A 25,941-nucleotide genomic window follows, 5' to 3' on the forward strand; every position below is an offset into this window, starting at 1 on the left:
CACTCAGGATGCGCGGGAGAAAAGATGCCCTACGGCGCAGCGGCGCAGCGGCGCAGCGAGCGAACAAGCCCAAGCCGGCGCCGGCAATGGCCGCGTCGGCCGCGCGTTCAGCCGGCCAGGAAGCGCGCGCGGATGGAGGCTTCGATGCCAGCCGCGTCCAGCCCCTGCAGGGCCAGCAGGCGGGCCGGGTCGCCATGCTCGATGAACACGTCGGGCAGGCCCAGATGCAGCAGCGGCAGCGTGATGCCGGCAGCGGCCAGCGCCTCGCCCACGGCGCTGCCGGCGCCGCCCATGATGGCGCCCTCTTCCACCGTCACCAGCGCATCGTGGCTGGCGGCCAGTTCCTGCAGCAGGGCCGTGTCCAGCGGCTTGGCCCAGCGCATGTTGGCCACGGTGGCGTCCAGCGCATCGCCCGCCTGCAGCGCGGGATAGAGCAGCGTGCCGAAGGCCAGGATGGCGATGCGGCGCGGCGCGCTGCCGCCCGCCGTGCGGCGCACCTCGCCCTTGCCGAAGGGCAGGCCCTCCAGGCTGGCGAGCGGTGCCACGCCCGCGCCGCTGCCGCGCGGGTAGCGCACGGCGACGGGGTGGTCCTGCTCGAAGGCGGTGGTGAGCAGCTGGCGGCATTCGCGCTCGTCGGCCGGGCAGGCCATGCTCATGTTGGGGATGCAGCGCACGAAGGGAATGTCGTAGGCGCCCGCATGCGTGGCGCCGTCGGCGCCGACCAGGCCCGCGCGGTCGAGCGCGAAGACCACCGGCAGGTTCTGCAGCGCCACGTCGTGGATGAGCTGGTCGTAGCCGCGCTGCAGGAAGGTGGAATAGATGGCGACCACGGGCTTGACGCCCTCGCAGGCCATGCCGGCGGCGAAGGTGACGGCATGCTGCTCGGCGATGCCCACGTCGTAGTAGCGGCCGGGAAAGCGGCGCTCGAACTCCACCATGCCGGAGCCTTCGCGCATCGCGGGCGTGATGCCCACCAGGCGCTCGTCGCGCTCGGCCATGTCGCACAGCCACTGGCCGAAGACGTGGGTGAAGGTCTGCTTGGGTGGCGTGGCGGGCTTGACGATGCCCACGCTGGGGTCGAACTTGCCGGGGCCGTGGTAGGCCACGGGGTCGGCCTCGGCCAGCTTGTAGCCCTGGCCCTTCTTGGTGACCACGTGCAGGAACTGCGGGCCCTTCAGGCCCTTGATGTTCTCGAGCGTGGGGATGAGCGAGTCGAGGTCGTGCCCGTCGATGGGGCCGATGTAGTTGAAGCCGAACTTCTCGAACAGCGTGGCCGGCACGACCATGCCCTTGGCCTGCTGCTCCAGGCGCTTGGCCAGCTCCAGCAGCGGCGGCGCGTTCTTCAGCACGGTCTTGCCCACGTCGCGGGCCTTGGCGTAGAACTGCCCGCTCATGAGCTGGGCCAGGTAGCGGTTGAGCGCGCCCACTGGCGGGCTGATGCTCATGTCGTTGTCGTTGAGCACCACCAGCAGGTTGGCGTCGGCCACGCCGGCGTTGTTGAGCGCCTCGAAGGCCATGCCGGCGGTCATGGCGCCGTCGCCGATGATGGCGATCGCGTGGCGGTCCTCGCCGCGCTGGCGGGCGGCCAGCGCCATGCCCAGCGCGGCCGAGATGCTGGTGCTGGAATGCGCGGTGCCGAAGGTGTCGTATTCGCTTTCGGCGCGCTGCGGAAAGCCCGAGAGGCCGCCCATCTGGCGCAGCGTGCCCATGCGGTCGCGCCGGCCGGTGAGGATCTTGTGCGGATAGGTCTGGTGGCCCACGTCCCACACCAGGCGGTCGCGCGGCGTGTCGAACACCGTGTGCAGCGCGATGGTCAGCTCCACCGTGCCCAGGTTGGAGCTGAGGTGCCCGCCGGTCTGCGAGACGCTGTGCAGCACGAAGTCGCGCAGCTCGGCCGCCAGGTCCTTGAGCTCCGCACGCGACAGGCGGCGCAGGTCCGCGGGGTCGTTCACCGTCTGCAGCAGGGGATAGGAGTTCGTGGACATATGCTACTTTTTCTATAGCTATCAGCGCAGTGACTGTCTGCGCTGGCAGCCGATTCGATTCAAATTCGCCGGACCGGCGCCCCAGGCTCGGGGCCCGGGGCGCACGCGGCCCGTCAGTGCGAGCGGTGGACCACCATGTCGGCCAGGGCCGTCAGCGCGCGGGTGTCGGGCAGGCCGCTATCTTGCAGTGCGCCGCGTGCTTCGGCCAGCAGCTCGGCGGCGAGGGTGCGGGCGCGCTCCAGGCCCATGAGCGAGACGTAGGTGGGCTTGTCGCTCGCAGCGTCCTTGCCGGCCGTCTTGCCCAGCGTGGCGGAGTCGGCCGTCACGTCGAGGATGTCGTCCACCACCTGGAAGGCCAGCCCCAGCGCCGCGCCGTAGCGCATCAGCGCCTCCAGCACGGGGGCGGGAGCGCTCGCGCAGGCGGCGCCCATGGCCACGCTGGCCTGCAGCAGCGCGCCGGTCTTCAGGCGGTGCATGCGGCGCAGCCGGGTTTCGTCCAGATCCACGCCGACGCTGGCCAGGTCGATGGCCTGGCCGCCGGCCATGCCTTCGTAGCCCGCGGCACGGGCCAGCAGGCGGCACAGCTGCGCCTGCACGGCGGGCGGCACCTCGTCGCCCTCGGGCGTGAGCAGCTCGAAGGCCAGCGCCTGCAGCGCGTCGCCGGCCAGCAGCGCCTGGGCTTGGCCGAACTGCACATGCACCGTGGGCTTGCCCCGGCGCAGCACGTCGTTGTCCATGCAGGGCATGTCGTCATGCACCAGCGAATAGGCGTGGATGAGTTCGATGGCGCAGGCGGCACGCAGCGCGGCTTGGGGCTGGCCGCCCACGGCATCGCTCGCGGCCAGCACCAGCAGCGGGCGCAGGCGCTTGCCGCCGTCCAGCACGGCGTAGCGCATGGCTTCGCCCAGCCCGGCGGGCGCGTCGGCCCTGACCCAGCCCGAGAGGGCCTCTTCGACGCGGGCGAGCTGCTCGCGGCTCCAGCCGTTCAGGTCGAAAGCTGTGGCGTGGGCCATCGTCATTCCTGCGTCCATGTCTGCAGCGTGCCTTCGTCCAGCACCTTGATCTGGTCCTGCACGGCCTGCAGGCGGCCCCGGCAGAATTCGAGCAGCGCCGCGCCACGCTGGTAGCCCGCCAGCATCTGGTCGAGCGGCAGCTGGCCCGATTCGATGCGGCCCACGAGCTGCTCCAGCTCTTCCAGAGCGGCTTCGTAGCTGACGGGATCGGAGGGGGTCTTGGCGGAAGCGGCGGCGGCCTTGGGCATGGGTGGGGTGCGGCGGAGGGAGCGCGCTGTCAAAACCGCTGATTCTAGGGCTTGAGCCTGCGCCGGCCGAACCATGCCGCCCCTGGCGCGCCGCTGCTGGCGGGAGGGGCGGCAGGCCTGCAATACACGCACCGGACGGCCGGAAATAACCCCACCGGCTACAATCCCATTCCTCTCGACGAACCGGCTGTGGGTATTTTGCTCGGCCGGTTTCGTTTTTTCCAAGTCCCGTGCGTCAAGCGCACCCTCCCTGTGGGGAGTCTTTAGGTCAGGTCACCCATGTCTGATTTAAGTCTTCAACTGCAGCAGGCCGCAAGCCAACTACCAGTTTCAAGCTATTTCGATGAGGCGCTGTTCCAGCGCGAGCTGGAGACCATCTTCCAGCGCGGGCCCCGCTATGTGGGGCACCAACTCTCCGTGCCCCATGCGGGCGATTACTACGCGTTGCCGCACGAAAAGGAAGGCCGCGCCCTGATACGCAATGCGCAGGGCGGGGTCGAACTGATCTCCAACGTGTGCCGGCACCGCCAGGCCGTGATGCTCAAGGGCCGCGGCACGCTGCAGGGCCAGGGCAAGGGCCATGCCGGCGGCAACATCGTCTGCCCGCTGCACCGCTGGACCTATGCCCCCAGCGGCGAGCTGCTGGGCGCGCCGCACTTCGCGCACGACCCGTGCCTGAACCTGAACAACTACGGCCTGCGCGAATGGAACGGCCTGCTGTTCGAGGACAACGGCCGCGACATCCACGCCGAACTGGCCGGCATGGGCCCGCTGGCGCAGCTCTCGTTCGAGGGCTTCTCGCTCGACCGCGTGGAACTGCACGAGTGCAACTACAACTGGAAGACCTTCATCGAGGTCTATCTGGAGGACTACCACGTCGGCCCCTTCCACCCGGGCCTGGGCAACTTCGTCACCTGCGACGACCTGCGCTGGGAATTCGGCAAGCACTATTCGGTGCAGACCGTGGGCGTGGCCTCGACCTTCGCGCGGCCCGGCTCCGACGTGTACAAGAAGTGGCACGACGTGCTGCTCAACTACCGCGAGGGCAAGCTGCCCGAGCGCGGCGCGATCTGGCTCACCTACTACCCGCACATCATGGTGGAGTGGTATCCGCACGTGCTCACCGTCTCCACGCTGCACCCGGTCAGCCCGACGAAGACGCTGAACATGGTGGAGTTCTACTACCCCGAGGAAATCACCGCCTTCGAGCGCGAGTTCGTCGAGGCCCAGCAGGCCGCCTACATGGAAACCTGCATCGAGGACGACGAGATCGGCGAGCGCATGGACGCCGGCCGGCGCGCCCTCTACGAGCGCGGCGACAACGAGGTCGGCCCCTACCAGAGCCCGATGGAAGATGGCATGCAGCACTTCCACGAGTGGTACCGGGCCCAGATGGGCGACGCCGTCGAGCAGCGATGACGCGCCGATGAGCCACCGCTCCACGTAAGGCAAGCCAGGCTGCCAGCGCTCCCACCGGGGCGCTGGCAGCCTTTTTCATTTCCAGACAGACAACACACCGTTTCAGGACACCCCGCATGCAAGCCCTCTGGATGGTTCTGGCCGCCTTCCTCTTCGCCAGCATGGGCGTGTGCATCAAGGTCGCATCGGCCTACTTCAACCCGGCCGAGCTGGTCTGCTACCGGGGCGTGATCGGCATGGTCATCCTCTGGGCGCTGGCGCGCTCGCAGGGCATCTCGCTCGCCACGCGCTACCCGGGCATGCACGCCTGGCGCAGCACCATCGGCGTGGTGTCGCTGGGCTCGTGGTTCTACGCCATCGCCCACCTGCCGCTGGCCACGGCCATGACGCTCAACTACATGAGCAGCGTGTGGGTCGCCGCCTTCCTGATCGGCGGCACGCTGCTGACCTGGCGCCCCTCGGGCGCGCAGCCCCGGCCGCCGCTGCAGGCGCCGGTGCTGCTGACCGTGCTGGCCGGCTTCGCGGGCGTGATCATGATGCTGCGACCCAGCATCGGCGACAACCAGGGCTTCGCCGGCATGGTGGGGCTGATCTCGGGCATGAGCGCCGCCTTCGCCTACATGCAGGTGGTGGCCCTCTCGCGCCTGAACGAGCCCGAAACCCGCACCGTCTTCTATTTCGCCGTCGGCTCGGCGGTGGCGGGCGCGCTGGCCATTCCCTTCGCGGGCATGTCCGACTGGCCGGGCTGGCACTCGCTGTGGCTGCTGCCCATCGGCCTGCTGGCGGCCGGCGGCCAGCTGTGCATGACGCGCGCCTATTCCCGCGCAGGCTCGCACCGCGGCACGCTGGTGGTGGCCAACCTGCAGTATTCGGGCATCGTCTTCGCCGCCATCTACAGCGTGGTGCTGTTCGGCGACGCCATCCCGCTGATCGGCTGGCTAGGCATGGCGCTCATCATCGCCAGCGGCATCGCCGCGACGGTGCTGCGCACGCAGGCCGCGCCCGGCACGCCGGCCGAAGAGCACTGATCGAAGGTTCCGCGCTGCGGCGCCCCGGAGCTCGCTGCCGCGCATGACGCGGTCCTGAGAAAGTGCTCACGATCTGAGGGGCGGCGCCCGGCCGCTCCGGCACGAAACCGCGCCCGCTGCCGGCGGGCTCGGCCCCCTCACCCCGCACGATCCACCCGCGCCCATCCACGGTTGCGGCACGACGCACGGCCTGGCTGCGCGTACGTGGAATCCCTCATCAAAATCGATAATGCGAATGCATCTCATGACTATAATTTTTCCTATGGAACGCGCTGCGCCGCAGCCGCTTTCGTCCGCAGCCAGGGATGCCTCCCACAGCCGACCGCCCCGCCCGCCCGGGGCGGCTCCGCTTCAGGCCCCAGCCAACGCCTTCGCCCTCCCCGCCCCTTTGAGCCAGCCACCCGGTACCCGCCGAGTGATGGCGCCTTCATTCCATCGCCATGCCGCAGTCCATTCCGACACCCCTCAGCCATCCCGCCTACGCCGCCGCAGCCTATTCATCTCGCCCTCCGGCGCTGATCCACGCCCTCGCCACGGCGGTGGCCGCGCTCTGCGCGCTGGGTGCCGGCAGCGGCGCGCTGGCCCAGCCGGCTGCGGGCAGCGCCCCTGCCGCCACGGCGGAAGCCACGCTCGCGCCCGTGACGGTGAACGCCGGTGCCGCACAGGAGAACCCCACTGGCCCCGTCACCGGCTTCGTCGCGCGCCGGGCGCTCTCGGCCACCAAGACCGACACGCCGCTGATCGAGACGCCCCAGGCCATCAGCGTCATCACGCGCGACCGCATGGAAGCCCAGGGCGCGCAGACCCTGCGCCAGACCACCGCCTACACCGCAGGCATCGTCTCCAACTACTTCGACAGCCGCGTGGACAGCTTCAAGGCCCGCGGCGGCGACGTGACGCAGTACCTGGACGGGCTGCTGCGCATCTACGGCACCTACAACAACATCAAGGCCGAGCCCTATCTGCTGGAACGCGTCGAATTCCTGCACGGCCCCTCGTCCGTGCTCTACGGCCAGGGCAGCGTGGGCGGCGTGCTCAACCTGACCAGCAAGCGCCCGCAGGCGGAGCCGCTGCGCGAAGTGCAGGTGCAGCTGGGCAGCCATGCCCGCAAGCAGATCGCGGCCGACCTCACCGGCCCGCTCACCGCCGACGGCCAGTGGCTCTACCGCTTGGTGGCCGTGGGCCGCGACAGCGACAGCCAGGTCGATCACGTGCGCGACGACCGCCAGGTGTTCGCGCCATCGCTCACCTGGAAGCCCAGCGCCGCCACCTCGCTCACGCTGCAGTTCACGCACCAGAAGGACAAGAGCGGCTCGCTGATCGGATTCTTCCCGTGGCAGGGCACGCTGCTGCCCAGCGCCTACGGCCAGATCCCGACCTCCACCTTCATCAGCGAGCCCGGCTGGGACGCCTACAACAGCGAGAACAACTCCTGGGGCTACCTCTTCAGCCACCAGCTGAACAGCGGCTGGACCGTGCGCCAGAACCTGCGCCGCACCGTGAGCGACGTGGACTACCGCACGATCTACACCAGCTTCGCAGCCAACCGCGCCACCGGCCGGCCGGCGCGCCCGGTGTTCGAGGCCGATGGCCGCACGCTCATCCGCGACGCCGGCTGGCAGCGCAACGCCAGCCGCCTGCTGCTGCTGGACACCCAGCTCGAAGGCAAGCTGCGCGCCGGCGCCACAGAACACACGCTGCTGGCGGGCGTGGACGCGCAGCGCAACACCACCAGCCAGGCCACCTGGAGCCAGACGATCGCCGGCATCGACGCCTACGCGCCCGTCTATGGCAACTTCACGCCGCCGGCCGCATCGGCGCTGGTGCGCCAGCCCGACGTGCGGCAGCGCCAGATCGGCTTCTACGCGCAGGACCAGATCCGCTGGAACCGCTGGACGGCCACGCTCGGCCTGCGCCACGACCGCGCCAAGACGAACACCGAAGGCCGCCCCGCCGCCGCCGTGGACGACACCGCCTGGACCAAGCGCCTGGGCGCCACCTACCAGGCCGACGGAGGCTGGGCCCCCTACCTGAGCTATTCGGAGTCGTTCCAGCCGCTGGGCGGCGTGGACTTCTACGGAACGCCCTACAAACCCCAGCGCGGCCAGCAGTGGGAAGCCGGCGTGAAGTGGCTGCCCGAAGGCCGGGGCCTCTCGGGCTATGCCGCCATCTACGAGCTGCGCGAGAAGAACCGCAAGACCACCGACCCGGCCAACCCGCGCAACAACCTGCAGATCGGCGAGACCCGCTCCCGCGGCCTCGAAGCCGAGCTCACGGCCAGCCTCGCGCGCAGCTGGGACGCCACCCTCGCCTACGCCTATACCGACGCCAAGATCTCCCGCAGCAACGCCGGCGACGAGGGCCAGCCCGTGGCCGGTGTGCCCAGGCACACGGCCTCCGCCTGGCTGTCGCACCGTTTCAGCACCGGCGGTAGCGGCCAGTGGACGGTCGGCGGCGGCCTGCGCTACACGGGCACGCAGAAAGGTGTCTCCATCTCCACGCCGGCCTCGACCATCGCCGACGCGCTGCTGGCCTACGACGCGGGCGACTGGCGGCTCGCCTTCAACGTCGTGAACCTCACGGACAAGGTGCAGATCACGCAGTGCCTGGACCGGGGCGACTGCTTCTACGGCCAGCGCCGCACCTTCCTGCTGACCTCCACCTACCGCTTCTGACGCAGCGGCCTGCAAGCCCCGGCGCACGGCCGGAACGCGCCCGGCACACGCCCGGCGGACGCCACGCAGGCCGGGGGCGGTGCCACAATGGCCCGATCCCGTCACCTCCGTTCGCCATCGCCATGCCCGCCACCTACACCACGCTGATCTCCGTCCCCCAGCTGCAGGCCCTGATCGACAGCGGCCAGCCGCACATGGTGTTCGACTGCAGCTTCGACCTGGCCCAGCCCGCGCTGGGCGGCACGCAGTACCTCGAATCGCACATCCCCGGCGCCGTGCGCGCCGACCTGGAGCACGACCTGAGCGCCCCGCATGGCGCCCCGGGCGCCCACGGCACCATCGTCGCCACCGAAGGCGACGAGCCCGCCTCCGGCGGCCGCCACCCGCTGCCCAACCGCGAGCGCTTCGCCGTCTGGCTGTCGAGCATCGGCTTCAGCAACGACATGCAGGCCGTCGTCTATGACCGCAACGGCGCCAACTATTGCGGCCGGCTCTGGTGGATGCTCAAGTGGGCCGGCCACGACGCGGTGGCCGTGCTCGACGGTGGCCTGCAGGCCTGGACGGCCGCCGGCCAGCCGGTGGCCAGCGGCGAAGAACCTTCGCACTTCCAGACCAACTTCCGCCTGAACGAGCCGCTGCGCCGGCTGGTCACCGCGCAGGAAGTGCAAAACCACCTGGGCCAGCCCGGGCAGACCATCGTCGATGCGCGCGCCACGCCACGCTACCGGGGCGAGGTCGAGCCGCTGGACCCGGTGGCCGGCCACATCCCGGGCGCGCTCAACCGCCCGTTCGGGCTGAACATCGGGCCGGACGGCCACTTCAAGCCCGCCGGGCAGCTGCGCGCCGAATTCGACGCGCTGCTGCAGGGCCGCCCCGCCGGCACCGTGGTCCACCAGTGCGGCAGCGGCGTGAGCGCCGTACCCAACCTGCTGGCCATGGAAGTCGCCGGCCTGGGCCCCACGGCCCTCTTCGCCGGCAGCTGGAGCGAGTGGTGCAGCGACCCGGCGCGGCCGGTGGAACGCGGCTGACACCACCGCAGCGATTCAGCCCTTATCGGCCCGAAGCCCGCCTGCAGAGCGGGCTTTTTGCTATCAAAAGCAGAGTGATCCGGGTTGACCGATCAGCGCGCGAGGATCATCCGCAGCCCCAGGCCCACGAAGACCGCGCCCGCCACCCGGTCCAGCCACAGGCCGGCGCGCGGGCGGCGGTTCAGCCAGCCGCCGATGGCACCGGCGAAGTAGCCCAGCAGCCCGAACAGCAGCGCCGCCTGCGCCGTGAACAGCACGCCCAGCAGGCCCAGCTGCAGGCCCACGCCGCCCTGCGCGGGCACCACGAACTGCGGCAGGAACGAGAGGAAGAACAGCACCACCTTGGGGTTGATGGCGTTGGCCAGCATGCCCTTGAAGAACAGCGTCCGCAGCGAATCGGTGGGCGCATGGCCGGCCTGCACGCGCGCGGTGCCCGTGCTGCGCAACGCCTGCACGCCCAGCCACACCAGATAGGCTCCGCCCGCCCATTTCAGCGCCGTGAAGGCCCAGGGAGAAGCGGCGATCAGCGCGCTCACGCCCACCACGGCCAGCAGCGTGTGGCTCAGGCACCCCAGCGCGCAGCCCAGCCCGAAGGCGATGCCCTGCGCCCGCCCGCGCGACATGCCCATGCCCAGCACCATGAGGTTGTCGGGGCCGGGCGTGGCGGTGATGAGCACGGCGGCCAGCAGGAAGGCGAGGGTCTGGGCAAGGGTCAGCATCGGGCCATCATAAGGAGGGCCGGCGCAGGCGCCAATGCGGGAATCACCGGCGCGCAGGCGATGGCGCAGCGCGCGCTACGCGCCGCCGCGCAGCCCTTGCGCGACCGTCGGGTACTGCAGCCGCAGGCGCAGCTCGCGCGCCATGCGCGTGCTGTCGAGCCGGCGCGACTCGCCCATGAAGCTCAGCAGCGACAGCGGCAGCGTCTGCTGCGCCGCGCTGCGCGCCACGCGCGGCGGGCGCGGCAGGCCGTAGAGGTCGGCCGCGAAGTCGAAGTAGTCGCCCATCTTCATCTCGCTGGCGTCGCTCACGTTGTAGCAGCGCTGGGCGCTGCCGCGCCACAGCGCCGCGCGGCAGGCGCGGGCCAGGTCGTCGGCATGGATGTGGTTGGTATAGACGTCGTCCTGCGCCTGCAGCACGGGCGTGCCGCGCTTCAAGCGCGCCTCGGGCGTGCCGCCTTCGCGGTCGGGCGCGTAGATGCCGGGAATGCGCAGGATGCTGGCCCGCACGCCGGCGCGGCCCAGGTGGCGCACGGCGCGCTCGGCATTCACGCGGCGCTGCGCGCGCGGCGTGGCGGGCGCCACCGGGCGCGCCTCGGTCACGAGCGCGCCGCCGCAGTCGCCATAGACGCCGCTGGTGGAGCCATAGACCAGCGCGGCGGGCAGCGTGCGCAGGCGCAGCGCCCGCGCCAGGGCCACGGTGCGGTCGTCGCGCCACCAGGCCGGGCCGCATTCGCGCTCGCCGGGTGGCGGCGCCAGATGCAGCACGCGCGTGGCCAGGCCCGAGAGGCGCCGCAGCGTGGCGATGCGGTCGAGGTTGCCCACCAGGGGCGTGATGCCCGCCGCGCGCAGCGGCGCCACGCGCCCGGGGCTGGAGGTGAGCGCGATCACCCGCGGGCGCGGCCCGCCGCCCGTGGCCGCGCCCAGGCCCCGCGCCACGCGCAGGCCCACGTCGCCGCAGCCGATGATGAGGATGCGCTGGCGCCGAAAGCGCGCCGGCAGCGCGCCGAGAGGGTTCTGGTTTGAGGGCAAAATCGAAAGCCGTGTTCCAAGAGAAGAACCCAAGGATACCCACACCATGACGATTGCAGAGACCGCCGCGGCGGCCGTCCAGATCAGCGTGCAGCCCAGCGGCCGCACCTTCACCGCGCAGTCGGGCGAATCTATCCTCACCGCGGCGATCCGCAGCGGCGTGGGCCTGCCCTACGGCTGCAAGGACGGCGCCTGCGGATCGTGCAAGTGCAAGAAGCTCAGTGGCTCCGTGGTCCATGGCGAGCACCAGGCCAAGGCCCTGAGCCCGGCCGAGCAGGACGCGGGCTACGTGCTCACCTGCTGCGCCCAGCCGCTGACCGACGTGGTGCTGGAATCGCGCCAGGTGACCGACGAGAGCGCCTTTCCCATCAAGAAGCTGCCGGTGCGCGTCTCGTCGCTCGGCCGCGCCTCGCACGACGTGATGGTCGTGAAGCTGCAGCTGCCGGCCGTGGACACCTTCCGCTACCACGCGGGGCAGTACATCGAATTCATCATGAAGGACGGCGCGCGGCGCGCCTATTCGATGGCCACCGCGCCGCACCAGCAGGCCACGGCGCCGGGCGTGGAACTGCATATCCGCCACATGCCGGGCGGGCGCTTCACCGACCATGTCTTCACCGGCATGAAGGAAAAGGAGATCCTGCGCGTCGAAGGCCCGTTCGGCAGCTTCTTCCTGCGCGAGGACTCCGCCAAGCCCATCGTGCTGCTGGCCTCGGGCACGGGCTTCGCGCCCATCAAGGCGCTCATCGAGCACATGCGCTTCAAGAACATCGGCCGCCCCGCCACGCTCTACTGGGGCGGCCGGCGCCCGGGCGATCTCTACATGGACGGCTGGATGCGCGAGCAGCTGGCGGCCATGCCGCAGCTGCGCTACGTGCCCGTGGTCTCCGACGCCCAGCCCGAGGACGGCTGGACGGGCCGCACCGGCTTCGTCCACCAGGCCGTGCTGGACGACTTCGCCGACCTCTCCGGCCACCAGGTCTATGCCTGCGGCGCGCCGGTGGTGGTCGAATCGGCCCGCGCGGCCTATACCGCCGAACGCGGCCTGCCCGCCGACGAATTCTTCGCCGACGCGTTCACCTCCGAAGCCGACAAGCACGGCGGCTGAACGCCGGGCGCCGCACGCCGAACGCCGCAAGGGCCGCACCACGGCCCCGGGCAGGCTTTCAGGGAAAGATCAGGGGAAGAGATCCCGGCAGATCTGCGCGCAGCGCCGGCAGGCCCAGGCGCAGTCCTGGCAGTGCTGCGCCTCGTGGCTCGCGCATTCCTCCGCGCAGCTGTCGCAGATGCGCGCGCACAGCTCGCACACATAGGCCAGGTGGGCGCTGTCGCGCGCCATGGCGGCGGCGGCGAGGCGGCACACCGCGGCGCAGTCCATGTCCACCGCGATGCACTTGGCCATGTGGCGCGGATCGGGCTCGCGCAGGCAGGCGGCCGAGCAGAAATCGCAGGCGTTCGCGCATTCGTTGCAGGCCGCGATGACGTCGGCATAGCGGGACTGGGAAAGGCGGTTGGGCAGTTCAAGCATGGCGGTCCTTGGAACGTGTGGGCGTTGTCACCCGGTCTGCACGCTGTCCGTCGCGCGGCGGAATCCTTGCGCACCTCTGCTTTATAGGGACAGGCGGGCCTGCCGCGCTGTAGGACTCGGAACGTAGTTGCTCAGCCGCAGCACCCAAGGCCGCCCCGCGCCCCCTCCATCGCGGCACATTCCGCAGGGCAGGCCTGCGGCATGCCGGGGCCGCTTGCCGCCGCGCGCGCCTTTTTTGCACAATGGCGGGCTATGAACCGCAGACCCCTCCTTCTTGGCGCCGCCGCTCTGGCGGGCGCCTTCGCCTCCCCGTTCGCTCTGGCACAGGACCCGCCCATGCGCCTGATCGTGCCCTACGCGCCGGGCGGCCCCATCGACGTGACCGCCCGCGCCTTGGCCGAGCGGGTGCGCGAGACCCTGGGAGTGGTCATCATCGACAACAAGCCCGGCGCGGGCGGCAACATCGGCGCGGACGCCATCGCCAAGGCGGCGCCGGACGGCCTGACCATCGGCATCGCGGCCACCGCCACGCATGCAGTCAACCCGTGGCTGTATTCGCGCATGCCCTACGACGCGGCGCGGGACTTCGTCGGCATCACGCAGATGGTGCGCGTGCCCAACGTGGTGGTGATGAATGCCGCGCATGCCGATCAGCTGCACATCCGCACGCTGGCCGACCTGGTGGCCTACGCCAAGGCCAACCCGGCCAAGCTCAACTACGGCAGCGGCGGCAACGGCAGCGCAGGCCACCTGGCCGGCGAGATGTTCAAGCAGCGCGCGGGCATCTACGCGCTGCACATTCCCTACCGCGGCGCCAGCCCCGCGCAGCTGGCGCTGCTGGCCGGCGAGGTGGACTTCAACATCGACAACCTGGCGGCGGCGGCGCCCAACATCCGTTCGGGCAAGCTGCGCGCGCTGGCCGTGACCTCGCTCGAACCCAGCCCGCTGCTGCCGGGCGTGCCCACGGTCGCCAGCCTGTACAAGGGCTTTTCCATCGACACCTGGTGGGGCCTGGTGGCGCCGCACGGCACGCCGCGCACGGTGATCGCCCGGCTGAACAAGGCCTTCACCGACGCGCTGAAGACGCCCGAGACCAAGGCGCGCTTCGCCGCGCTGCTGGCCGAGCCCGTGCCCACGACGCCCGAGCAGTTCGACGCCTTCATGGCCTCGGAGCGGGCCAAGTACCAGCAGGTGGTGAAGGCCTCCGGCGCCCGGGTGGACTGAGACGGCTCGGATTGAAGACCTTTTCGGCCTGCAGCGCGCGCTGCGCCTGCGCATTGCGCTACTAAATATATAGCAAAACCAGACCCTGCCCGCCATGCCGGTGGGCGGCGGCGCGACTGATCAGCCTGCGTGCCAGCCCGGCTCCGCGGCCCGCTCGATGCGCTGGCCGGCCACGGCCTGCAGCGCGCCGGACGGCACCTGCTCAGGCGCCACGTCGGCCAGCGGCAGCAGCACGAAGGCGCGTTCGTACATGCGCGGGTGCGGCACGGTCAGCACAGGCGTGTCGATGCGGCGCTCGGCGAAGAGCAATACATCCAGATCGAGCGTGCGCGGGGCGTTGCGGTAGGGCCGTTCGCGCCCGGCCGCGTCTTCGATGCGCTGCAGGGCCTGCAGCAGCGCCAGCGGCTCCAGCGTGGTGGCGATCTGCGCCACGGCGTTCCAGTAATCCGGCCCGCCGGCATCGACGGGTGCGCTGCGGTAGAGGGCCGAGACGCGCAGCAGCTGCGTGCCCGGCAGCGCCGCGATGGCGGCGAGCGCATCGCGCAGCGCGGCCTGGGGATCGCCCAGGTTGGCGCCCAGGCCGATGTATGCGACCTGCCGCCCCCCCTGCGCCGGGGCACCGGCGGCAGACGGTCCAGACGTCAGCGTCATTCCCCGGCGGGAGCCGAACCGCCGCCCTCGCCTGCACCGCCTGCGCCCCCGGTGGGCTTGCGGCGACGGCGGCGGCGCTTCTTGGGGGCGTCGCCGGCCAGCGGCTCGCCACCATCGGCCGGCTCGAAGGCGCCATCGGCGCTGGATTCATCGCGGCTTTCGGCCGGCGACGCGGCTGCGGGCGCACGGGCACCCTCGGCCGGTGCGGGCTTGGGCACGCGGCGCACCACGGGCGGGGCCTTCTTCTGGCGGGCACGCTGCTCTTCACGGGCCTGGGCCAGCATGTCTTCGCGGCGGGCCTCGTCGGCGAGCTGGAATTCCTGCCACCACTCGGCCAGCGCTTCTTCGGCCTCGCCCACGTCGGCGCGCAGGCGCAGGAAGTCGAAGCCCGCGCGGAAGCGCAGGTGGGTGACCATGCTGAAGGGCGTGGTGCCCGAGCGCTTGTCGAAGCGCGGCTGCATGACCCAGATCTCGCGCATGTCGGCGGCCAGCTTGCCGCGGCCGGAGACGTCGCCGATGCGCTGGTCGAACACGTCGTCGATGGCGCCCTGCAGCGCGGGGAACGGGTGCTCGCGCTGCGCGAGGCGCCGGTCCCAGCCGGTCTTCACGTCCTGCCAGAGCACGCAGGCCAGCAGGAAGCTGGGCGCCACGGGCTTGCCCTCGCCCACGCGGCGGTCGGTGTCGGCGAGAGCCGCCTGCACGAAGGGCGTGTCGGCACGCTCGACCACCACGTCCAGCAGCGGGTAGATGCCGGTCGCCATGCCCAGCTTCTTGAGCTGCGCGATGGTGGCCAGCGCGTGGCCGGTCTGCAGCAGCTTGAGCATCTCGTCGAACATGCGGCTTTGTGGCACGTCGGCCAGCAGGGCCTGGGATGCGATCAGCGGGCCGGCGGTCTTGGGTTCGATGGTGAAGCCCAGGCCGGCGAGCTTGGCCGAGAAGCGCACGGCGCGGATGATGCGCACCGGGTCTTCGCGGTAGCGCGTGGCCGGGTCGCCGATCATGCGCAGGAGCTTCTTCTTGGCGTCCTGGATGCCCTTGTGATAGTCCACCACGACCTGGGTCTCCGGGTCGTAGTACATGGCGTTGACGGTGAAGTCGCGGCGCGTGGCGTCTTCGTCCTGCGGGCCCCAGACGTTGTCGCGCAGCACGCGGCCGCTGGCGTCCACCGCATGCTGCATGCCGGCGAGGGCCGCGCGCGAGGTCTTCTCGTTGCCGCTGACCTGCTGCTCGGCGGCGGTGTTGTCCAGGTAGGCGCGGAAGGTGGAGACCTCGATCACCTCGTGCTCGCGGCCCCGGCCGTGCACCACGTGGACGATGCGGAAGCGCTTGCCGATGATGAAGGCGCGGCGGAAGAGCCCCTTGACCTGCTCGGGCGTGGCATTGGTGGCCACGTCGAAGTCCTTGGGCTTGAGGCCCAGCAGCAGGTCGCGCACGGCGCCGCCGACGATGTAGGCCTCATAGCCCGCGTCTTTCAGCGTGCGCACGACCTCGGCCGCGCGGCGGTCCACCAGGTCCGGGTCGATGCCGTGGACGGAGGCCGGCACTTCCTCACGCTTGCCGAAACGGTGCTTTCCGCCCTTGGCGGCGGCGCTGGAATCCTTGCCCAGCAGCTTGTCGATGAACTTCTTGATCATGTCTTGGAAGGAAACAGGTCCAGTATGCGCCAGCCTCTTTGCTGCGCGAGCGCGCGCAGGCGCGGGTCGGGGTTGGTGGCCACCGGATGATCGACTTTCTCCAGCAGGGGAACGTCGTTGAGGGAGTCGCTGTAGAAGGTGGTCTCCACATCGCCCCAGTCCCAGCCGCGCGCCTGCAGCCACTGCTGCATGCGCAGCACCTTGCCTTCGCGCATCGAAGGCACGCCGCGGATGGCGCCGGTGATCCAGCCGCCGGCGTCGCGCTCCAGCTCCACGGCCAGCAGGTTCTCCACACCCAGCGCCCGGGCGATGGGCGTGGTCACGAAGTCGTTGGTGGCGGTGATGATGACGATCTCCTCGCCCGCATCGCGGTGGCTCTGCAGCAGCTCCAGCGCCTGCGGGCGGATCGCGGGGAGGATCACCTCCTGCATGAACTGCGCATGCGCGGCCTGGCTGGCCTCGGCGCCGCGCAGGCGGGCGGCCTCGGTGGCGAAGCGCACGTAGTCGTGCACGTTCAGCGTGCCGGCCTGGTAGTCGGCGAAGAAGGCGTCGTTGCGGCGGCCGAACTCGGTGCGGTCGCACCAGCCCTGGCGGATGGTGAATTCGCCCCACTCGTAGTCGGAGTCGAGCGGCAGCAGGGTGTGGTCGAGATCGAACAGGGCCAGTCGGGGACGGCGTTGCGGCGTATCAGTCATGTATCAGGCGAAAGGCCGGGCGCGGGCGTGGGGGGCGGGCGCCCCGCTCACTCGGTCTCCAGCATGGTCTTGAGCAGCGGAACGGTCACGGCGCGGCGGGTCTGCAGGGCGAAGCTGTCGAGCTTGCCCAGCAGCTCCATCAGGCTGCCCAGATCGCGCGAGAAGCGGACCAGCATGAAGCTCACCACCTCTTCGGAAAGGGCGATGCCGCGCGCGCCGGCCTCCTTGCGCAGCACGGCGCGGCGCTCGTCTTCGTCCAGCAGATGCAGCTGGAACACGTCGCCCCAGCCCAGGCGGCTGCGCAGGTCGTCGCGCAGGGGCAGGTCGGCGGGAGGCAGGTCGCCGGCGGACAGCACCCAGCGCGGGGAACCCACGGCCGGGCTGATGGCATTGATGAACCAGTTGAAGGCCGCCGCCTGCTGCGCGGTGTTGTAGAGGTGGACCTCGTCCAGCATCACGGCCGTCCACCGGTCGTCGAAGGCGGTGGGGAAGTTCACCGAGGCATCCAGCCAGCCGACGCTGCCGCCCTGCTCGCGCAGGGACTCGCTCACGGCCCGCAGCAGGTGGGTCTTGCCGCTGCCGTGCTCGCCCCAGAGATAGGTGGGCACCGGGGAGCGGCGGGAGTTCGCATGGCCATCGCCCAGGGCCAGGCGCAGGTGCTGCAACGCGGCCGTGTTCTCTCCCGGGTGGAAGCTCTCCAGCGTGGGGCCGGGAGCCAGGCCGATGTCCAGCGCCAGCTGCTTCATGAGGCCACGCCCCTGGCGGCGGCCAGGACAGGGACGCCCGGAGCGCGGCTGCGCCCGGTCAACGCGGACAGCGCGACGGCGTGGGACGGCAAGAGGCTGTGTACAGGCATGGTGGACGAATGGGACGGGCGGAGTCTCGGAAGCCCGCAGGAGGCGATGCGCCGGGGCGCAGGGCGCATCCGGCAGGAACGGGCACAGGTCTGGTGTCAAAACGGACCTGTGGCGCGGGATTTTAGCTGCCGCCCAGCCGCCCGGGCGCTTCGCGGCGCACGAGCCCCGCCGGGGCCGGCCCGGCCAACGCATGGGCATTGGCCGGGCCGGCGCGGCCAGCCGCTTAAAATCGCCCGGTTCCGGCCCGCCGCGCGGGCCTTCAGCCCTCACCCCCCGATTCCATGAGCTCCTCCGCCTCCACCACCCCCATCTCCTACAAAGACGCCGGCGTCGACATCGACGCAGGCGACGCGCTGGTCGAGCGCATCAAGCCGCTCGCCAAGAAGACCATGCGCGAGGGCGTGCTGGCGGGCATCGGCGGCTTCGGCGCGCTCTTCGAAGTGCCCAAGCGCTACCAGGAACCGGTGCTGGTGAGCGGCACCGACGGCGTGGGCACCAAGCTCAAGCTGGCCTTCGAGTGGAACATGCACGACACCGTGGGCATCGACCTGGTGGCCATGAGCGTGAACGACGTGCTGGTGCAGGGCGCCGAGCCGCTCTTCTTCCTGGACTACTTCGCCTGCGGCAAGCTGGACGTGGACACGGCCGCCGCCGTGGTGGGCGGCATCGCCCGGGGCTGCGAACTCTCGGGCTGCGCGCTGATCGGCGGCGAGACGGCCGAGATGCCCGGCATGTACCCGGCCGGCGAATACGACCTGGCGGGCTTCGCCGTGGGCGCGGTCGAGAAGTCCAAGATCCTCACCGGCAAGACGGTGGCCGCCGGCGACGTGGTGCTGGGCCTGGCCTCGGCCGGCGTGCATTCCAACGGCTTCAGCCTGGTGCGCAAGTGCATCGAGCGCGCGGGCGATTCCGCCCCCGCCACGCTGGACGGCAAGCCCTTCAAGCAGGCCATCATGGAACCCACGCGCCTCTACGTGAAGAACGTGCTGGCAGCGCTGGCCCAGCACCCCATCAAGGCGCTGGCGCACATCACCGGCGGCGGCCTGCTGGAGAACATCCCCCGCGTGCTGCCCGAAGGCCTGGCCGCGCACCTGCAGGCCGGCAGCTGGCCGCAGACGGAACTCTTCGCCTGGCTGCAGAAGACGGCCGGCATCGACGACATCGAGATGAACCGCACCTTCAACAACGGCATCGGCATGGTCGTGGTGGTGCCCGCCGATGCGGCCGAAGCCACGGCGGCCACGCTGCGCGCCGCTGGTGAAGCCGTGTACACGATCGGCCGCATCGCCGAACGCGGCGACGGCGCGTCCGTGGTGGTGGCCTGACCCTCCACCGGCCGATGGCGCCACCGCCCGCCCCCGCTCCCCAGCCGGCACACACGCCACCCGCCCAGGGCCCGGCCCTGGCTCCTGCCGCCACGGCCCCCGTGCCGCGCCACGTCGCCACCGCCAGCTATCTGCTGATGGCCGCCGCGCTGCTGCTGGTGATGTGGCGCGGGCTGCTGCCCGGGCTGCTCTGCGTCTGCCTGGGCTTTCTGCTCACGCGCTGGCTGGCGCAACGGCTGACCGACACCCGCCTGCGGCGGCGCCCTGCCGAGGTGGCGGCGGCGGCCCTCGTCATGGTCGGGCCGGTGCTGGCACTCTCCCTGGCGCTCTCGCATTCGCGCACCTATGTGGTCGATGCGCCGCAGCAATACCGCGACCTGCTGGACTTCATGGCCCGCACCGTGCTGGAGCTGCGCCAGAAGCTGCCGGCCGACATCGCCCGCCAGCTGCCCGAAGGCGCGGCGGAGATCCAGCGCATCATCGCCAACTACCTGGGCGCGCAGGCCGGCGCCCTGGCCGTGGCCGGCCGCGCCTGGCTGGGCGGCCTGCTCTATGCCTACGTGGGCCTGCTGATCGGCGCGCTGGCAGCCGTGCGCGTGCCGCAAGGCAGCAACGGCCCGCTGGTGCGCCACCTGACCCAGCGCGTGGCGCTGCTGGGCGAGGCCTTCCGCCAGATCGTCGCGGCGCAGTTCTGGATCGCCGCGTTCAACACCCTGCTCACCAGCCTCTTCCTGCTGCTGGTGCTGCCGCTCTGGGACCTGCGCCTGCCCTACACGCCCGCGCTCATCACGCTCACCTTCGTGGCCGGGCTGGTGCCCATCGTGGGCAACCTGCTGTGCAACGTGGTCATCACCATCGTGGGCCTGTCGGTGTCGCCCGCTGCGGCGGCGGCCTGCCTGGCCTTCCTGATCCTGATCCACAAGGCCGAGTACGTCATCAACGCCAAGGTGGTGGGCCTGCGCACCCACATGGGCGTGTGGGAGCTGCTCTCGGTGATGTTCGTGGCCGAAGCCGTCTTCGGCCCCGCCGGGCTGGTGGCGGCGCCGCTCTTCTACGCCTACCTCAAGAAAGAGCTGGACGCAGCCCGGCTGGTCTGACGCGGCGGCGGGCTGCGGCCCGCCTGTCCGAAAATGATCGAAAGCCGTCCTGAAGGGCCACGGCGGATAATCCACATCCCAGGCACCATGGGCACCATCGTTTGACACCACCGATGGAGCCCCGATATGAAAAGCTGTCTGATTGTGATCGACGTGCAGGAATCCTTCCGGCACCGCCCCTATTCCACCGAGCGCGACATGCCCGCCTACCTCGCCGCGCAGAACGCCCTGATCGCCGGCTGCGTGGAGCGCGGCGTGCCGGTGCTGCGCGTGCTGCACAACGACGGCCCCGAGACGCCGGACAACCCCTTCGCCATGGCCTCGGGCCAGGTACGGCCGCTGGAGGGCCTCGTAGCCTTCGACGAGGCGGCATGCTTCGTCAAGCACCGCCACAGCGCGCTGGTGGGCACCGGCCTGGACGTCTGGCTGACGCAGCACGGCATCCAGCGGCTGATCGTGAGCGGCATCCGCACCGAGCAGTGCTGCGAGACCACCACCCGCCATGCCTCCGACCTGGGCTGGCAGGTGGACTACGTGACCGAGGCCACGCTGACCTACGACATGCAGCAGCCCGACGGCACGCCGCTCTCCGCCGCCGACATCAAGGCCCGCACGGCGACCGTGCTGGCCGGCCGCTTCGCCACGCTCTGCACGGTGGAGCAGGCCCTGGCCCGCGCCGGAGCACCGGCATGAGCGCCCCAGCCACGCTGCGCGTCGCCCTGCTCGCCTTCGACGAGGTCGAGGCGCTGGACCTGGCCGGCCCCTACGAAGTCTTCACCACCGCCACCCGCATGGCGGCGCGGCTGGCGCCCGAGGCCCCCGCGCCCTTCGAGGTGTTCTGCGTGGCCCGCTCGCCCCAGGCCGTGCGCGCCCGGGCGGGCCTGCGCGTGCTGCCCGAGGCCGGCTTCACCATGGCCCCGGTGGCCGACGTGCTCATCGTGCCCGGCGGCGTGGTCGATGGCGCGCGGCAATGCCCGCGCACCCTGGAATGGATCGCCCGCACCGCCGCGCAGGCGCGCATCACCGCCGCGGTCTGCACCGGGGCCTTCCTGCTGGCCGAGGCCGGCGTGCTCACCGAAGGCGAGGCCACCACGCACTGGGAAGACGCGGCCGACCTGCGGGCGCAGTTTCCCGCGCTGCAGGTGCGCGAGGGCCTGCGCTGGGTGGAGCAGCCGGGCGGGCGGCTCTTCACCTCGGCCGGCATCAGCGCGGGCATGGACCTGAGCCTGCATCTGGTCGAACGCCTGGCGGGCCGCACGCTGGCGCTGCGCACCGCGCGGCAGATGGATTACGCATGGAACGAGAACCCCACGACGGCACCGGCGGCGGCCTGATCCGCGTCGTCTTCATCCTGCTGGAGGACAGCCTGGTGCTCGACTGGGCCGGCCCGGCCGAGGCGCTGCGCATCGCCAACCAGAGCCTGCGCGCGGCGGGGCAGCCCGAGCGCTTCCGTATCGAATTTGCCGGCCCGTCGCCCACGGCGCGCGGATCGGTGGGCGTGCAGCTCGCCCAGATCGCCCCGCTGCCCGAGCGCTGGGCGCCTCAAGAAGCTGCCTGGATCGTGCTGCTGGGCCAGCCGGGCCGCACCATCGACGTGGGCAGCGAAGGCGCCCGCGCCCTGCTGCACTGGCTGCGCGGCCAGCGCCTGGTGGCCGGCCGGCTGGAGCTGGTCACCATCTGCGCGGGCGCGGTGCTGGCAGCACACGCGGGCCTGCTGGCCGGGCGCCGCGCCACCACGCACCACCAGCATCTGGACGAGCTGCAGGCCGCCGAGCCGCGCTGCGACGTGGCGGCCAACCGGGTGTTCGTGGCCGACGGGCCGGTGCACAGCAGCGCGGGCGTGACCACCGGCATCGACCTGATGCTCGACCGCATCGCCACCACCTGCGGCCCGGCGGTGGCCGCCCAGGTGGCGCAGACCATGGTGGTGGCCATGCGGCGCGGCCCGCACGACCCGGAGCTATCGCCCTTCCTGCATTACCGCGACCACCTGCACGCCGCGCTGCACCGGGTGCAGGACGCGGTGGGCCAGCAGCCCCGGGCCGACTGGACGGTGCCGGCGATGGCCGAGGTGGCGCACACCTCGCCACGCCATCTGACGCGCATCTTCATCGAGCATGCGGGCATCGCCCCGCTGGAATACCTGCGCCGCATCAGGCTCGCGGTGGCGGAGGCGGCCCTGCGCTCGGGCCGCAGCGTGGCGCAGGCGGCCGATCTGGCGGGCTTCAGTTCCGATACGCAGCTGCGCCGCGCCTGGCACCAGTTCGGCCGGCCGGGCACGCCGTCGGCGCCCGGCGCGCACTGAGCCGGCCCCACTCAACTCACCTCAACTCAGTAGCGTTCGGGCACGTACATGTCCGCCGGCACCGGCTGGCGGAAGTATTCGGGGTTGCGCACGCGCTCGGGCAGCACCACCTCGGGGTGGGGCACCTCGGCATAGGGCAACTGCTCCAGCAGGTGGGCGATGCAGTTCAGGCGCGCCTTCTTCTTGTCCACCGCCTGCACCACCCACCAGGGCGCCTCGGGGATGTGGGTGCGCTCGAGCATGGTTTCCTTGGCCTTGGTGTAGGCCTCCCAGCGCTTGCGGCTTTCGAGGTCCATGGGGCTGAGCTTCCACTGCTTGAGCGGGTCGTGGATGCGGCTCAGGAAGCGCAGATGCTGCTCTTCGTCGGTGATGGAGAACCAGTACTTGATGAGCTTGATGCCCGAGCGGGCCAGCATCTTCTCGAACTCGGGCACCGAGCGGAAGAACTCCTCGTATTCCTCGTCGGTGCAAAAGCCCATCACGTGCTCGACGCCGGCGCGGTTGTACCAGCTGCGGTCGAAGAGCACGATCTCGCCGGCCGCGGGCAGGTGCGCCACGTAGCGCTGGAAGTACCACTGCGTGCGCTCGCGGTCGTTGGGCGCGGGCAGCGCCGCGACGCGGGCCACGCGGGGGTTCAGCCGCTGGGTGATGCGCTTGATGACGCCGCCCTTGCCGGCCGCGTCGCGCCCCTCGAAGAGGATGACCACTTTCTGGCGCGTGTGCTGCACCCAGTCCTGCAGCTTCACCAGCTCGCCCTGCAGGCGGAACAGCTCGCGGAAATACTGCTGGCGCGCGGCCTTGTCGCCGGGCAGGGCCACGCCGGACTCGTCCAAGTCGCGGTCCTCGATTTCGAGTTCGAGTTCCTCGTCGTAGCCGTCCATCAGTTCGCTGGCGATGCGCTGCATGAGATCCTGCGTGTCTAGGGAGGTGTTCTGAAACATGGAAAGACCGGCCGAATGAAGGTGGCGCCATCGTGGCGCGGGGCAGTGACAGCCATGTGACATGTTGCACCTTTGTCATATGCCTGTCATGGGGCGGCCGGAACATCGCGCTCCATTCGCACGCCTGCCCCATCCTTTTCCTACAAGCCCGTCTGCATGTCCGTTCCTGAAGCCCTGGCGTCTCATTACGGCGGCGACGCGGCCGGCCTCATCTGCGGCTACCTCCTGCGGGACGGCCAGACGGCGGAGTCCATCGACACGGCGCGGGCCGCCCAGTGGCTGGCCAGCCAGCCGCAGGGGCCCGCAGACGCGCTGCCGCCCGCCGACGAAGGCGGCTTTCTCTGGCTGCACTTCAACCTGAGCCACGCGCAGGCCGTGCGCTGGGTGGAACGCCACGCCGGGCTGCCGCCGGCCTTCTTCGAGGCGCTGAACGACGGCTCGCACTCCACCCGCATCGAACGCGACGACGACACGCTGATCGCGGTGCTGAACGACGTGCATTTCGACTTCGCCTTCGAGCCCAAGGACCTCGCCACGCTCTGGATCGGCGTCACGCCGCGGCTGGTCATCACCGCACGCACCCAGCCGCTGCGCTCGGTGGATGCGCTGCGCACCGCCGTGCGCGAGGGCGACTGCCCGCGCTCCAGCGTGGCGCTGCTGGAGCAGCTCATGCGCACCCAGGCCGACGTGCTGGTGGGCATCGTGCGCGGCGTCACGCAGCGCATCGACGGCATCGAGGACGAACTGCTCGCCGGCCGGCTGGACTACAAGCGCGCCCGGCTGGGCCAGCTGCGCCGGCTGCTGGTGCGGCTGCAGCGGCTGCTGGCGCCCGAACCGGCCGCCCTCTTCCGCCTGCTGCAGCGCCCGCCCGCCTGGATGGCCGAGGACGACGCCCAGGAATTGCGCGACGCCTCGGAAGAGTTCTCGGTGGTGCTGCGCGACATGCAGGGGCTGCAGGAACGCATCAAGCTGCTGCAGGAAGAAGTCGCCGCCAACGTGCAGGAAGACAACAGTCGCAGCCTGTTCGTGCTGACCGTGGTGACGGTTCTGGCCCTGCCGATCAACATCCTCACGGGCCTTTTCGGCATGAACGTGGGCGGGGTGCCGATGGCCGATGCGCCCCATGGTTTCTGGGTGATCGTGGTGGTGCTGGCCGTCTTCACGGCCGTGGCTGCATGGCTTGCCTTGCGCCGTGGCGGCGACTAGTCAAGTCCTGCGAGATACACGGATTCATCAAAAGGTAATAATTAGCATCAATTTGTTTCTTCCTTGAAGATTCCTGCTTTGGCCGGCAACCACGCCAGTCGACGACACATCCCAAGGAAGCGACCCATGAATATTCTTCACAGGATGAAGCTCGCCAACATGCTTGGCGCAGGCTTCTCCACCCTCATTCTCCTGAGCATCTGCATCTCCGCCATCGGCAGCCTGCAGCTGTCATCGGTCAGCGAGCAGATCACGACGCTGAACCGCGACCGCATCAACAACGTGCTCCTGCTGCAGGGCATCAAGGACAACGTCAACGTCATCGCGCGGGCATTGCGCAACATCGCTCTGCTGGACGATCCCGCGCAAAGGGCTGCCGAGAAGAAGCGCATCGACGACGCAGCGGCCAGGAACCATGAAGCGCTGGCCAAGCTGCAGGCCGCTGCAGCCACCGACAACGCGCGGCGCATGCTCTCCGACATGAGCCAGGTCCGCATGCCCTACATCGATACCGTCGAGAAGACGGCGCAGATGGGGCTGCGCAACGAGATGGCGGCCATCCGCGCCTCGCTGGTACAGGACGTCCGCCCCGTGCAGAACCGCTATCTCAACCAGCTGGACGCGCTGATCGATCACCAGAAAAAGCAGATGGCTGCGACAGGCGAGCTGGCGCAGGAGAAGGCCGCCAGCGCCCGCAGCTGGATGATGGGCGGCGCCGCTGCAGCGGTCCTGATCGGCGGCCTGCTGGCCTGGGCCATCACGCGGCGCATCAAGGGCCAGCTCGGCGGCGAGCCCGCCGAAGCCGCCCGCATCGCCCAGGAAGTCGCCCGCGGCAACCTGGCCCTGGCCGTCGATGTGCGCCCCGGCGATACCTCCAGCGTCATGGCGGCCATGGCCGCCATGCGCGCCAGCCTCTCGCGCATGGTCTCCGAAGTGCGCCTGTCCAGCGAATCCATCGCCACCGGCGCCTCGCAGATCTCCACCGGCAACGCCGACCTGAGCCAGCGCACGGAAGAGCAGGCCTCCAACCTGCAGCAGACCGCCGCCTCGATGGAGGAGATGAACTCCACCGTCAAGCAGAACGCCGACACCGTGCGCACCGCGGCGCAGCTGGCCTCGTCCGCCAGCGCCACCGCCGCACGCGGCGGCGAGGTGGTGGGCAGCGTGGTGCGCACCATGGACGAGATCACCGCCAGCTCGCGCAAGATCGCCGACATCATCGGCGTGATCGACGGCATCGCCTTCCAGACCAACATCCTGGCGCTGAACGCCGCTGTGGAAGCGGCCCGTGCCGGCGAGCAGGGCCGGGGCTTCGCCGTGGTGGCGAGCGAAGT

24 protein-coding genes are annotated in these 25,941 nt (G+C 70.5%); 13 read left to right on the forward strand and 11 right to left on the reverse strand.

The genetic code is table 11. The features are described from left to right. Positions 1-107: 107 nt before the first annotated feature. From dxs to xseB, 3 genes are all read right to left on the reverse strand, one after another. Positions 108-1,985, reverse strand: a complete 1,878-nt coding sequence (gene dxs / locus BM070_RS02510) for a 1-deoxy-D-xylulose-5-phosphate synthase (RefSeq protein WP_092937224.1) — start codon at positions 1,983-1,985, stop codon at positions 108-110. A gap of 113 nt (positions 1,986-2,098) precedes the next feature. Next, positions 2,099-2,998, reverse strand: a complete 900-nt coding sequence (locus BM070_RS02515) for a polyprenyl synthetase family protein (protein ID WP_245785072.1) — start codon at positions 2,996-2,998, stop codon at positions 2,099-2,101. Positions 2,999-3,000: 2 nt separating this feature from the next. After that, on the reverse strand, positions 3,001-3,246 hold the full coding sequence (gene xseB / locus BM070_RS02520; RefSeq protein ID WP_092937226.1) for an exodeoxyribonuclease VII small subunit: 246 nt from the start codon (positions 3,244-3,246) through the stop codon (positions 3,001-3,003). Positions 3,247-3,525: 279 nt separating this feature from the next. On the opposite strand from xseB, the gene BM070_RS02525 reads away from it, so the two are divergent. From BM070_RS02525 to BM070_RS02540, 4 genes are all read left to right on the forward strand, one after another. After that, entirely contained in the window at positions 3,526-4,665 is a 1,140-nt protein-coding gene (locus BM070_RS02525) for an aromatic ring-hydroxylating oxygenase subunit alpha (RefSeq protein WP_092937227.1), read from the forward strand. Positions 4,666-4,781: 116 nt separating this feature from the next. After that, positions 4,782-5,693, forward strand: a complete 912-nt coding sequence (locus BM070_RS02530; protein ID WP_092937228.1) for a DMT family transporter — start codon at positions 4,782-4,784, stop codon at positions 5,691-5,693. A gap of 440 nt (positions 5,694-6,133) precedes the next feature. Further along, positions 6,134-8,368: a TonB-dependent siderophore receptor gene (locus tag BM070_RS02535; protein WP_092937229.1), complete on the forward strand. Its 2,235-nt coding sequence runs from the start codon at positions 6,134-6,136 to the stop codon at positions 8,366-8,368. Between the two features lie 122 nt (positions 8,369-8,490). Continuing rightward, on the forward strand, positions 8,491-9,396 hold the full coding sequence (locus BM070_RS02540) for a sulfurtransferase (RefSeq protein WP_092937230.1): 906 nt from the start codon (positions 8,491-8,493) through the stop codon (positions 9,394-9,396). Positions 9,397-9,488: 92 nt separating this feature from the next. Here BM070_RS02540 and BM070_RS02545 read toward each other — a convergent pair whose 3' ends face one another. Beyond that, the gene (locus BM070_RS02545) at positions 9,489-10,115 is read right to left on the reverse strand and encodes a LysE family translocator (RefSeq protein WP_092937231.1); all 627 of its coding nucleotides are present in this window, start codon (positions 10,113-10,115) and stop codon (positions 9,489-9,491) included. A gap of 75 nt (positions 10,116-10,190) precedes the next feature. Next, positions 10,191-11,144, reverse strand: coding sequence for an NAD-dependent epimerase/dehydratase family protein (locus tag BM070_RS02550; protein WP_092937232.1), 954 nt, complete (start codon positions 11,142-11,144; stop codon positions 10,191-10,193). Positions 11,145-11,190: 46 nt separating this feature from the next. On the opposite strand from BM070_RS02550, the gene BM070_RS02555 reads away from it, so the two are divergent. Next, positions 11,191-12,252, forward strand: coding sequence for a CDP-6-deoxy-delta-3,4-glucoseen reductase (locus BM070_RS02555; RefSeq protein ID WP_092937233.1), 1,062 nt, complete (start codon positions 11,191-11,193; stop codon positions 12,250-12,252). Positions 12,253-12,321: 69 nt separating this feature from the next. Here BM070_RS02555 and BM070_RS02560 read toward each other — a convergent pair whose 3' ends face one another. Then, entirely contained in the window at positions 12,322-12,672 is a 351-nt protein-coding gene (locus tag BM070_RS02560; RefSeq protein WP_092937234.1) for a four-helix bundle copper-binding protein, read from the reverse strand. Positions 12,673-12,924: 252 nt separating this feature from the next. Between BM070_RS02560 and BM070_RS02565 the strand changes: the two genes are divergently transcribed. After that, the gene (locus tag BM070_RS02565; protein ID WP_092937235.1) at positions 12,925-13,896 is read left to right on the forward strand and encodes a Bug family tripartite tricarboxylate transporter substrate binding protein; all 972 of its coding nucleotides are present in this window, start codon (positions 12,925-12,927) and stop codon (positions 13,894-13,896) included. Positions 13,897-14,016: 120 nt separating this feature from the next. Here the strand turns inward: BM070_RS02565 and folK are convergent, their stop codons facing one another. The 4 genes from folK to hda are packed head-to-tail and all read right to left on the reverse strand — an operon-like array spanning position 14,017 to position 17,622. Next, on the reverse strand, positions 14,017-14,547 hold the full coding sequence (folK, locus tag BM070_RS02570; protein ID WP_092937236.1) for a 2-amino-4-hydroxy-6-hydroxymethyldihydropteridine diphosphokinase: 531 nt from the start codon (positions 14,545-14,547) through the stop codon (positions 14,017-14,019). Continuing rightward, complete coding sequence (gene pcnB, locus BM070_RS02575) at positions 14,544-16,181, reverse strand: polynucleotide adenylyltransferase PcnB (RefSeq protein ID WP_092937237.1); 1,638 nt, start codon at positions 16,179-16,181, stop codon at positions 14,544-14,546. The genes folK and pcnB overlap by 4 nt, the downstream gene beginning before the upstream one ends. Continuing rightward, the gene (locus tag BM070_RS02580) at positions 16,178-16,876 is read right to left on the reverse strand and encodes a histidinol-phosphatase (RefSeq protein ID WP_092937238.1); all 699 of its coding nucleotides are present in this window, start codon (positions 16,874-16,876) and stop codon (positions 16,178-16,180) included. Before BM070_RS02580 ends, pcnB begins: the two co-directional genes overlap by 4 nt. A 47-nt stretch (positions 16,877-16,923) precedes the next feature. Then, positions 16,924-17,622, reverse strand: coding sequence for a DnaA regulatory inactivator Hda (hda, locus tag BM070_RS02585; RefSeq protein ID WP_092937239.1), 699 nt, complete (start codon positions 17,620-17,622; stop codon positions 16,924-16,926). Between the two features lie 392 nt (positions 17,623-18,014). On the opposite strand from hda, the gene purM reads away from it, so the two are divergent. The 5 genes from purM to BM070_RS02610 all read left to right on the forward strand — a co-directional run bounded on the left by purM (position 18,015) and on the right by BM070_RS02610 (position 22,460). Further along, positions 18,015-19,058: a phosphoribosylformylglycinamidine cyclo-ligase gene (gene purM / locus BM070_RS02590; protein WP_092937241.1), complete on the forward strand. Its 1,044-nt coding sequence runs from the start codon at positions 18,015-18,017 to the stop codon at positions 19,056-19,058. Between the two features lie 14 nt (positions 19,059-19,072). Next, on the forward strand, positions 19,073-20,155 hold the full coding sequence (locus BM070_RS02595; RefSeq protein WP_092937243.1) for an AI-2E family transporter: 1,083 nt from the start codon (positions 19,073-19,075) through the stop codon (positions 20,153-20,155). A gap of 126 nt (positions 20,156-20,281) precedes the next feature. After that, positions 20,282-20,848: an isochorismatase family protein gene (locus BM070_RS02600; protein ID WP_092937245.1), complete on the forward strand. Its 567-nt coding sequence runs from the start codon at positions 20,282-20,284 to the stop codon at positions 20,846-20,848. After that, positions 20,845-21,489 carry a DJ-1/PfpI family protein gene (locus BM070_RS02605; protein WP_092937247.1) on the forward strand — a complete coding sequence of 215 codons (645 nt, stop codon included), beginning with the start codon at positions 20,845-20,847 and terminating at the stop codon, positions 21,487-21,489. The genes BM070_RS02600 and BM070_RS02605 overlap by 4 nt, the downstream gene beginning before the upstream one ends. Next, on the forward strand, positions 21,450-22,460 hold the full coding sequence (locus BM070_RS02610; RefSeq protein ID WP_092937249.1) for a GlxA family transcriptional regulator: 1,011 nt from the start codon (positions 21,450-21,452) through the stop codon (positions 22,458-22,460). The genes BM070_RS02605 and BM070_RS02610 overlap by 40 nt, the downstream gene beginning before the upstream one ends. Positions 22,461-22,486: 26 nt before the next feature. On the opposite strand, the gene ppk2 is transcribed toward BM070_RS02610, so the two are convergent. After that, the gene (gene ppk2 / locus BM070_RS02615) at positions 22,487-23,401 is read right to left on the reverse strand and encodes a polyphosphate kinase 2 (RefSeq protein ID WP_092937251.1); all 915 of its coding nucleotides are present in this window, start codon (positions 23,399-23,401) and stop codon (positions 22,487-22,489) included. 156 nt (positions 23,402-23,557) lie between these two features. On the opposite strand from ppk2, the gene BM070_RS02620 reads away from it, so the two are divergent. Both BM070_RS02620 and BM070_RS02625 read left to right on the forward strand, forming a co-directional pair. Beyond that, complete coding sequence (locus BM070_RS02620) at positions 23,558-24,607, forward strand: transporter (RefSeq protein WP_092937253.1); 1,050 nt, start codon at positions 23,558-23,560, stop codon at positions 24,605-24,607. A gap of 126 nt (positions 24,608-24,733) precedes the next feature. Further along, the coding region (locus tag BM070_RS02625) for a methyl-accepting chemotaxis protein (RefSeq protein ID WP_092937325.1) at positions 24,734-25,941 on the forward strand (1,208 nt) is incomplete at its 3' end.

The organism is Paracidovorax wautersii, from assembly GCF_900113035.1.
GTDB classification, from domain to species: Bacteria; Pseudomonadota; Gammaproteobacteria; order Burkholderiales; family Burkholderiaceae_C; genus Paracidovorax; species Paracidovorax wautersii.